The organism is Methyloceanibacter marginalis, assembly GCF_001723295.1.
GTDB lineage: Bacteria > Pseudomonadota > Alphaproteobacteria > Rhizobiales > Methyloligellaceae > Methyloceanibacter > Methyloceanibacter marginalis.
The window spans coordinates 1-3466 of sequence record NZ_LPWD01000306.1 but is presented as its reverse complement, the minus strand read 5'-3'; the positions used below and the strand labels follow the sequence as shown (position 1 = coordinate 3466).

3 protein-coding genes and 1 pseudogene are annotated in these 3466 nt (G+C 64.7%); 2 read left to right on the top strand and 2 right to left on the bottom strand.

All coding sequences use genetic code 11. The features are described 5' to 3' along the window. Nucleotides 1–230: 230 nt before the first annotated feature. Nucleotides 231–1766, bottom strand: coding sequence for an ATP-dependent DNA helicase (locus tag AUC71_RS11380; protein ID WP_069624361.1), 1536 nt, complete (start codon nucleotides 1764–1766; stop codon nucleotides 231–233). 86 nt (nucleotides 1767–1852) lie between these two features. Here AUC71_RS11380 and AUC71_RS11375 point away from each other — a divergent pair, with 86 nt between their 5' ends. Beyond that, on the top strand, nucleotides 1853–2413 hold the full coding sequence (locus tag AUC71_RS11375; protein WP_069624360.1) for a DUF2585 domain-containing protein: 561 nt from the start codon (nucleotides 1853–1855) through the stop codon (nucleotides 2411–2413). Nucleotides 2414–2448: 35 nt separating this feature from the next. Here the strand turns inward: AUC71_RS11375 and AUC71_RS11370 are convergent, their stop codons facing one another. Further along, nucleotides 2449–3027 (bottom strand): MAPEG family protein, encoded by a 579-nt coding sequence (locus AUC71_RS11370; RefSeq protein WP_141701631.1) that lies wholly within the window; start codon nucleotides 3025–3027, stop codon nucleotides 2449–2451. A gap of 301 nt (nucleotides 3028–3328) precedes the next feature. Here AUC71_RS11370 and AUC71_RS17890 point away from each other — a divergent pair. After that, nucleotides 3329–3466 (top strand): annotated as a pseudogene (locus AUC71_RS17890) (single-stranded DNA-binding protein); the annotation flags it as partial.

Sequence of the window (3466 nt, the reverse complement as noted above, 5' to 3'; positions counted from 1 at the left end):
CCGGTCGAGTCACCACGAGCTGCTCGCGGCGGCAGGTCCAGCGACACGTTCTTGAGGTTGTGCTCCCGCGCGCCGCGGATGGAGGAGGGATTTGGAGGTCATGCCGTTAGCAATGTCGGGGGACGAGGGCCTGACCGCAAGGCTTAGCTGCGCTCTCAGGGGCCCCACAAGGGGGCCAAAGCGCGCGGCGAGGCGGGGCTAGATCAGGGCGAGCTTCTTGAGCCGCGACCTTATGGCGCCGGGCTTGCGGCCGAGCTCGGCGGCGATGGCGCCCACGCTCTCGCCCGCCTGGTGGCGGCGGCGCAGATCCCGCTCCTCGCCCTCGGTCCAGGGCGCATAGGCCTTGCCGTGGCTCTGGCGCATGGCGGCGACGTGTAGCTTTTGGACGGCCCGGCCTCCGCTTGGCGGCTCCCGCAATCCCCTAAGAATGCCGCCTGGCGCTTTGAGAGCTCCGCCGGGCCGAGCCGCGCCAAGGTGTCCAAGGCGTGCTCCGAAGCCGCGCGGAACGCCGCGTCCGTCTCGATGGCTTGCGGATGCACGCGCAAGGCCCGCTCGTTGAGGCCGAGCAGGTGCAGGCCCGAAAGCTTTCGCAACCGCGACAGCGCCACGTAGCCCTGGCCGTATTCGAAGGCGCGGGAGAGATCGATGACGGCGGCGTCCAGCGACATGCCCTGGCTCTTATGCACGGTGATGGCCCAGGCGAGCCGCAGGGGGATTTGCGTCACGGAGGCGCGCTCCTTGCCGCTCTCCTCGATCTTCCAGGTGACGGGTTCGGCCACGATGCGCTTGCCGGCCTTGGTGCGCACGACCGGCGCGCCCGATTCGGGATCGAAATCCTCCACGAGCCCGAGCGTGCCGTTCACGTAGCGTCCGGCCGGATCGTTCTTGGTGAACATCACAACGGCGTCGGGCTTCAGCGCGAGCAGGTCCGGCGACAGGCAGCCGCGCTTTAGCGTCTCGATCGCGGGCGGCGCGCCCTTGGCGGTCATGACGAAGCTGCGTGTCTCGCCGCCGAGCTTCGCCAATTGCTGCCGATTGATGTCGTCCACGGCCGCATTGTGGGTGAACAGCCGCGTGCGGCTGGCCGGCAGCTGATCGCGGTCGACCATGCGCGCGGCGAGCCGCTCCCGGTGGATGCCGGTGCAGGCATTGGCGCGGATGGCGTCGAGCACGTCGAGAAAGGGCTGGTCGTCTTGCCGATGCTGCTCCGACAAATAGCAGACCATGGGATCGAGATCGCGCCAGGCCGACGAGCCATGGGCGAACACGGCACCGAAACTGTCGCCGCCGCCGCCGAAGTCGAGCATGTCTGGGTCGGATCGCCGGCGCGTCACCGGCGGCAACTGGAAGAAGTCGCCGACCAGGACCACTTGCAGTCCGCCGAAGGGGGCGGGCGTTCCTTTGATATGGCGGCAGACCGTGTCCACGAGAGTCAGGGACTGCGCCGGCAGCATCGAGATCTCATCGATGATCAGGACGCTGGTCTTCTCGATGCGCCCCGCGACCCGGCGATTGGCGGCGATGGTATCCAGATCGCGCCGTGTCAGCGTCTCGCGCACGCCGATGCCGCTCCAGGCATGGATGGTGACGCCGTGGCCGTGGGTGGCGGCGATCCCGGTCGAGGCGGTGTAGGCGTAGTCCACGCCGGCTTGCGCCAGCTCCTTGAGATAGCAGTTGACCGTATGGGTCTTGCCGCTGCCGGGCTGGCCGGTGAGGAAGATGCTGGCCCCGGTCCTGAGCAGCGCCAGCGCCTCGTCTTGAGTCATTGCCTCTCCCGTCCCTGCTCGAATCCGTATGACGATTTCAGCATAACCGATGGCGCCGCCGCGAATCCCAGCCCATAGAGAAATACATGACCATGACCCGCACCCAGATCGCCATCGCCGCCGGCATTATCCTGATCGCCGGCGCAGCCCTTTACGGGATGGGCCATCCGCTCATCTGCAAATGCGGCTATGTGAAGCTTTGGCATTTCGATGTGGTCAGCGCCGAGAACTCGCAGCACATCTTCGATTGGTACACGCCCTCCCACCTCATCCACGGCTTTCTGTTCTACGCGCTGTTCTGGCTGATCATGCCGCGCGCGTCGTTCGGGGCACGGCTCATCGCCGCGGTCTTGCTGGAGGCGAGCTGGGAGGTGATCGAGAACACCGACTTCGTCATCAACCACTACCGGGAGACGACGGTCTCGCTCGATTACTACGGCGACAGCGTGCTCAACTCGGTGAGCGACATTCTTTTCATGGTCGCCGGATTCTTTCTCGCCGCCTGGCTGCCGGTGTGGGTCACGGTTCTGCTCGCTATCGCGCTCGAGGTGTTCGTCGGCGTCATGATCCGCGACGGGTTGACGCTGAACGTCATCATGTTCGTGTGGCCGAGCGAGGCAATCCTGCAATGGCAGCAGGGCAGGTAGCGGCTAAAGCGGTACGCGGATGCCGAAGATCATGATCAGCATGAGCCAGGCGAAGGCCGCCACCGTCGGATAGAAGGTGAGGCCGAAGCCGAACGCGCGCAAATACGGGTTCTGTGGTAGCCGATCCAGAACAGGATGCGGCCGAGAACGAACAGCGCCGTGAGAATCGGCAGCGTGCGCGCTTCCTCGATGGGGCAATACATCGCCAGCCCGGCATTGGCGATGAACCAGGCGGTGAACTGCTCGAAGGTGTTGAGGATGAACCGGTTGTTGATGTCGACCGGCGAATTGGCTTTGGGCACGCGGCCGACAAACTGACTGGGATCGAGCCGTTGCGCGGCGACGATACAGATGCCGATCACGCCGGGTACCAGCGCGATCACCGCGTCCTTGATGACCAAGGCCAGGCGATCGGCAATGCCCCAGGCCTCCGGCGTCCACGTCCAAAAGTATTTCGCAGCTGCGAAGAAGGCAGCCGCGAAGAGCCAATTGCCCACCAGCGTGGCGATGAACGGCCACTGCATGGCGGTGAAGCCAAAATACTTGACGCGTGGATCGCGCCGCTTTGCCTTCCGGCGTCCTGGTGCCTGCTGCTGATCGACGGACCGCTGCATGTTCCCCTTCGTCCTGGGTTTCAGGTCAGCACCCGTCCCGCCCTGGGAGGCGCTGCCAATGAAATCGCTTTGTGTTCTTGTCTTAGCCATAGGGCCCACGCCTTGAAACCACAAGAGGGCGACATAGTGGACGAATAAGAACAAAAGAGGTACATAAGAAGGAAGACGCTCTGGCTTGTGGAGCTTGTGGACAGGCCGGGCACCGGCAGGGAGTTGCCTGGAAGGCCGCGGCTTGTGGGCCTAGACTGCCGGATTGCCCTGAAGGGCATACGTAACGCTTACCCGCGGGGAGGTCCAAACCATGGCCGGATCGGTCAATAAAGTCATTCTCATCGGCAATCTCGGCGCCGATCCCGAAATCCGCCATACGCAGGACGCCGGCCGATCGTCAATTTGCGGGTGGCGGACGGAGCGACAGCTGGCGCGACAAAGCGACCGG

What these genes read in the sequence shown, in the direction of transcription:
- AUC71_RS11375 (WP_069624360.1), top strand. Translation starts at nt 1,853, where the DNA reads ATGACCATGACCCGCACCCAGATCGCCATCGCCGCCGGCATTATCCTG.
- AUC71_RS11370 (WP_141701631.1), bottom strand. Translation starts at nt 3,027, where the DNA reads ATGCAGCGGTCCGTCGATCAGCAGCAGGCACCAGGACGCCGGAAGGCA.
- AUC71_RS11380 (WP_069624361.1), bottom strand. Translation starts at nt 1,766, where the DNA reads ATGACTCAAGACGAGGCGCTGGCGCTGCTCAGGACCGGGGCCAGCATC.